1 pseudogene is annotated in these 786 nt (G+C 72.3%); it reads left to right on the plus strand.

The features are described 5' to 3' along the window. Positions 1-421: 421 nt before the first annotated feature. Positions 422-634 (plus strand): annotated as a pseudogene (locus LCE31_RS39850) (ECF subfamily RNA polymerase sigma factor, BldN family); the annotation flags it as partial. Between the last annotated feature and the right edge of the window lie 152 nt (positions 635-786).

The following is a 786-nucleotide window of genomic DNA, read 5'->3' on the forward strand; positions in this document are numbered from 1 at the left end:
CCCCCCGCGGGGGCGGCGCCCCCCCGCCCCTTAGGGGGCGGGGGGGGGGGGGGGGGGGGGGCCCGGGGGGACGCACGGGACCGCCCCCGACCACGCGATCCGCCCCAGGTGTGCGCCGAGCGTCACGGCAGGCGTACGAATATCGGCGGTCTGTCCGATTCACCAGACACCAGCAGCCCCCGCACCAACACACCAGTGATCAGATCTTGTCGCTATCCGATCAACAACCGGTCACCATCTGCTACTGGAACCATCGACGAGCCGACACTGAAGCGACGTAACCGATGATTTGAGCAACTCGGTGTAGCGCGGCCTGTACGAAGCGTTATTCTCCTCAGACGCATACCGGACCCCCCACACCGCGACAGTGGGTGAGAGGTCCCGCACTGCACGTGATGGAAGCTCTGCCTCTGGGAGACCCGTGTACTCACACGTCGGGGTTGACGCCTCGGGCCTGGCTACGCTGCGCGCAACGGTCCTCGACCACTTGCGCGGTCTTGTCCCCACCGCGTACGCCGTCCCCGCATTCGCCGCACCGGCCCCTGCCGTGAGCGGCCCGATCGGACCTTGTTACGCCCTGGCGAGCGGCGGTGCCGCGGTCAGCAGAAGGAGCGGCCGCGCCCGCGGCGCGGCCGGCCCCCCCCCCGCCCCCCCCCCGCGGCCGCCCCCCCCCCGGGCCTAACGCGGCGGCCACAGCGCACGGGCCCGAGGGGGGCGCCGCGTCGTCCATCAACCCCGCCCCCCCGTCCAGCAGAGCCGACACGACCGGGCTTGAGGCGGGGAAGA

This window comes from Streptomyces sp. 8L (genome assembly GCF_020176795.1).
Taxonomy (GTDB): domain Bacteria; phylum Actinomycetota; class Actinomycetes; order Streptomycetales; family Streptomycetaceae; genus Streptomyces.